Raw genomic sequence first — 4,359 nt, 5'->3', positions numbered from 1 at the left:
CCACTACTCTGAGGAGCAACAGTTCTCACAGGGATTTCTGGTTTGGGAGCAGTTTCCCTATTTGCTGGCTGTGAGTTTCGAGTAGTTTGTTGTGGTTGTTGTTCAACTGGCTGTGAGTTTCGAGTAGTTTGTTGTGGTTGTTGTTCAACTGGCTGAATTGTCGATCTTTCAATAAATTCTTGTACTGGTTTTTGTACTGGTAGAGTTTCTATAGACTGTTTTTGAACAACTTCAGGTTCTTTTTTGGGTTCTTCTGGAATTTTTTCAACTGATTTTTCTGGTTCTGCAGTCGGAGAATCAACGATCGCCACTTCTATTGGTTCTTCTTCTCCTGTATGCACTCTCGTCAAATAATTACTTATGCCTGAAGACAGTACGCCGATATGCAGGGCCAGTGAACCTATCAGACTGTAAGTCAGAAAAGACTTGAGAGCCTCAACTTCTTTGGAACGTTGCTCGACAGTAATGCCAGAAAAGCTCATAGCTATTGCTACCTATTCTCACTAATTTAGTCATCTTAGAATGCAGGGTTACAAATATCAAGTAAAAAATTAAAATTACTTGGGATAGCCTTACGGAACCCTGAACTAAGGGATTTCCAAGTAAAAAAATATTCCGTCGCAGAGGGACAAGGGGGACAAGGAAGACAAGGGAGACAAGGGAGACAAGGGAGACAAGGGAGACAAGGGAGACAAGGAAGAAAGAAGTCTAGTTGAGTAGACAAATTGAATAATTTATTTTTTGGAGTTCCCTAACAAAAATATCTTTTCCAACCACCAATATCATGGTTTTTGCACAAAATTAATTTTTGTTGCAATCTAATTAAATTTTTTTATGTAAGACAAACGAACACGTAAATAAAAATGATGAGCATTTGAAAAAATTATCATTATATTTTATATTTTATTGAGAAAAAGTTTCAGCTTGGAACTAGATTCTGGTAGTCTGATTTTGTATTGTGAATGACGTGATAGAGGCACTACATGGGAATTCAGAATTTGTTTGCAGCAGGCGGTGTAGTCATGTGGCCCCTGCTGGCGTTTTCGGTGTTGGCTGGGGCGCTAATGATCGAACGGGCGAAGTTTTGGATTCAGATTGGTAAGCGTCAAAACCGCGTGATGCGAGAGGTTTTGAATCTTTATCGACTTGATAATGTCGTTAGTGCTATGGATAAGCTGCAAAAAAATGTAGATTTACCCATAGCACGCATTTTTCTGGCTGCACTACAGCTAGAAAGACCGACTCCAGAAAAATTTCGCTTGGCCTTGAAAAGCGAGGCACAAGCCGAAATTCCTATAATCAAGCGATTTCAACCTGTATTTGACACCATTATCGGTTTAGCGCCTCTATTGGGACTTCTCGGCACAATTTTGGGATTAATTAACTCTTTTGCTGGACTCAATATTGGTGATGTCGGCGGTACTAAAACTGGTGCTGTTACTGCTGGGATCAGTGAAGCTTTGATTGCGACTGCATCAGGATTAGTTGTTGCTATCTTTGTGCTTTTAGGAGCCAGCATCTTTCGGGGACTATACCAGAGGCAAATAACAATGATTCAAGAGTATGGCGGACAGCTAGAAATACTGTTCCTCGATCGCCATGACCACTTCGATCGCCACGAAAAACAGGAGAAAACCTATGGATCTAGATGATATTGAACAAGATTTACCAGTAAGTATCAATATCGTGCCCCTGCTTGATGTGCTGTTTGCCCTTTTGACATTTTTCATCATGTCAACTCTATTTTTAACGCGCTCAGAAGGTTTGCCAGTAAATTTACCGAAGGCCAGCACAGCCAAACAACAGCAAGTTCCCACTAGAATTACCATTACGGTAGATGACAAAGAACAGGTAAGTTTGAATCGGAAACCAATTGCAGTTGATGATGTGACAGAGCAAGTACGGGCTTTAGTTGGTTCTAACCCAAATGTGTTGGTGATTATTAATGCCGATCAGAAAGTTGATTATGGGCGGGTAGTAGCGGTAATGGATCGCGTTCGTAAAGTTGAAGGGGCTAAGTTAGCAATCGCTACCCAAAAATAATAGTAAAATCGCCTGCTTCCAATCGATTACTTTGAACAACAGTAGCAGCCAGAATTAACGGAAACTCTATATTCTGGCTCTTAACTTCAAACTCTTAACTCCTTGTTAGGGAACTCCAAAAAATAAATTGTCCAATTTCTGCAATCAAAATTATTATATTTTAAATTTTATTAATAAAAAGTTTCAGCTTTTTTCTAGATTCTGCCAGTCTTACTATGTGTTGTTGATAACCTTTAGAGAACATAGGAATTCAGAATTTATTTGTAACAGGCGGTGTCGTCATCTGGGCCCTGTTGGCATTTTCGGTATTGGGTGTGGCAGTCACTATTCATACTCATCTTTGCCAATACCTTCTGGGGATTGTATCAAAGACAAATTGGATTAGGGACTTCCAAAAAATAAAATATACAGTAGGGTGTGTTAGGCGAAAGCCGTAACGCACCGAGATATCTGGCGGTGCGTTACGCTGTCGCTAACGCACCCTACAAAATTGGATATTTTTTTAATTGGAAGTCCCTTAATTCAGGAGTATGAGGGACAGTTAGAATTACTCTACCGCCGTCGTTATGAACGAGGAGAAACAAACTTATGCGCTTACCAGATGAGCCAGAACTTCCATTACAGATCAACATCGTGCCGATGATTGATGTGATTTTTGCAATTTTGACATTTTTTATCATGTCAACTCTGTTTTTAACTCGCTCAGAAGGTTTGCCAGTAAATTTACCGAAGGCCAGCACAGCCAAACAACAACAAGTTCCCAATAGAATTACCATTACGGTAGATGACAAAGAACAGGTAAGTCTGAACCGGAAACCAATTGCAATTGATGATTTGACGCAGCAAGTACGTACTTTGGTTGGTTCTAATCCAGACGTGTTGGTGATTATTAATGCTGATGAGAAAGTTGGTTATGGGCGGGTAGTAGCGGTGATGGATCGGGTTCGTAAAGTTAAAGGGGCAAAATTAGCGATCGCTACCCAAAAATAAAAAGTAGAAATATTGTACATCAGAAGTTCAGAGAGTCAGGAAAATTCTATATTCTGACTCCTAACTCCTTCTTATTTAATCATTACTACCAGCTACGCTTACACATCTGTAATTCTTGATATATAAGTTTAAATAATAATTCTTGGTGGGAATGAATAAAAAAGTGGTCGCCGTCGAACTCATGTAATGAGAAAGCCGCCATAGTCTGTTCTCGCCATGCTTGCAAAGCTTCATGACTAATATCTTTGTCTTGCAAACCACCAAAAACAGTAATAGGACACTCCAGTGGCTGTTTTTGAGTGTAAATATAAGTTTCTAGAACTGCAAAGTCTGCCCGCAAAATCGGGAGAAACATCTGCATAAGTTCCTCGCTTTCTAGCACTGCTTTGGGTGTACCGTTGAGGCTGCGTAGCTCCTTCTGCAAATCAGCGTCTGATAGGATGTGCAGGGGTGGTTTTATGGGTGGTAATTGCGGGGCGCGACGAGCAGAGATGAAGAGGTGAAAGGGAGCAAGACTATACTGAGAGCGAAGTAGACGGGTTAACTCAAAGCTAACTAATCCGCCCATACTGTAACCGAAGAAGGCGAATGGTTTGTCTAAGTATGGCATGAGAACTGGAGCGATCGCTTCCACAAGAGGTTCTAATCGCGTCAAAGGTGCTGACTGAATCTGTCTTCCCCGTCCCGGATATTCCACAGCACAGACTTCGACATTACTCGGTAGATTATTAGGCCAAGTGCGAAAAATTGCCGCGTTACCACCAGCGTAGGGGAAACAGAATAAACGCAAGTTTGCTTGAGGATTTGGTTGGGGACAGATAACCCAGGAATTGAAGCTTGGTGTAGTTGTCATAAGAGAGCTTAGAGTTGGATAATACAACTTTGCTTTAATTTTTTAAACATATTCACTGATAATCTTATGACAGGAATGGAACCTTGGGCGATATCAGTCGTTAGCGGTGTAGCAGTTCCGATTTTCCAAATCCTTTGGGGAAGCGGTGGTAAGGTTCTAGGAATATTTGGTAAAACCCTGGACGAAAAAACTAGGGAGATGATTTTTACCGCATCAAAACAATATGTCCAGAACTACGAAGAATCCCCAGAGGGTAACGATCGTAAATTACTCACGGATTTGAAGGTCATGCTGCTTTTGAAGGATCGCTTCATTCTGCTTTTGAAGGTCGTGCTGCTTTTGAAGGATTACTTCATTCTGCTTTTGAAGCATTGCGTGAGCTTCTTTCCTATCAGTTTTCTCTTCATGAAATAATTCTTTTGTTTTATTCCAACTATGAATAATTTTTTCGTTTAAGCCGTTGAAGTGTAAAA

Annotated in this window: 5 protein-coding genes and 1 pseudogene; 3 read left to right on the top strand and 3 right to left on the bottom strand. The window is 40.6% G+C overall.

Features of this window, described 5'->3' with window-relative positions:
• Positions 1-482: pseudogene (locus tag CDG79_RS39310) on the bottom strand (energy transducer TonB); the annotation flags it as partial.
• Between the two features lie 501 nt (positions 483-983).
• On the opposite strand from CDG79_RS39310, the gene CDG79_RS39300 reads away from it, so the two are divergent.
• From CDG79_RS39300 to CDG79_RS39290, 3 genes are all read left to right on the top strand, one after another.
• Positions 984-1,652, top strand: a complete 669-nt coding sequence (locus CDG79_RS39300) for a MotA/TolQ/ExbB proton channel family protein (protein WP_094346887.1) — start codon at positions 984-986, stop codon at positions 1,650-1,652.
• A complete protein-coding gene (locus tag CDG79_RS39295; protein ID WP_094346886.1) occupies positions 1,639-2,043 on the top strand; it encodes an ExbD/TolR family protein in 405 nt (134 codons plus the stop codon). Before CDG79_RS39300 ends, CDG79_RS39295 begins: the two co-directional genes overlap by 14 nt.
• Before the next feature lie 588 nt (positions 2,044-2,631).
• On the top strand, positions 2,632-3,033 hold the full coding sequence (locus CDG79_RS39290) for an ExbD/TolR family protein (protein ID WP_094346885.1): 402 nt from the start codon (positions 2,632-2,634) through the stop codon (positions 3,031-3,033).
• Between the two features lie 85 nt (positions 3,034-3,118).
• Here CDG79_RS39290 and CDG79_RS39285 read toward each other — a convergent pair whose 3' ends face one another.
• The gene (locus CDG79_RS39285; RefSeq protein WP_094346884.1) at positions 3,119-3,886 is read right to left on the bottom strand and encodes a thioesterase II family protein; all 768 of its coding nucleotides are present in this window, start codon (positions 3,884-3,886) and stop codon (positions 3,119-3,121) included.
• A 267-nt stretch (positions 3,887-4,153) separates the two neighbouring features.
• A partial coding sequence (locus CDG79_RS44595) for a hypothetical protein (RefSeq protein ID WP_223278638.1) occupies positions 4,154-4,359 on the bottom strand: 206 nt, incomplete at its 5' end.

Origin of the sequence: Nostoc sp. 'Peltigera membranacea cyanobiont' 232, assembly GCF_002245985.1 — a bacterium.
In the GTDB taxonomy this organism is placed as follows: Bacteria; Cyanobacteriota; Cyanobacteriia; order Cyanobacteriales; family Nostocaceae; genus Nostoc.
Note: the sequence above shows the minus strand (reverse complement) of the source record. Positions and strands in the feature narration are given on the sequence as shown.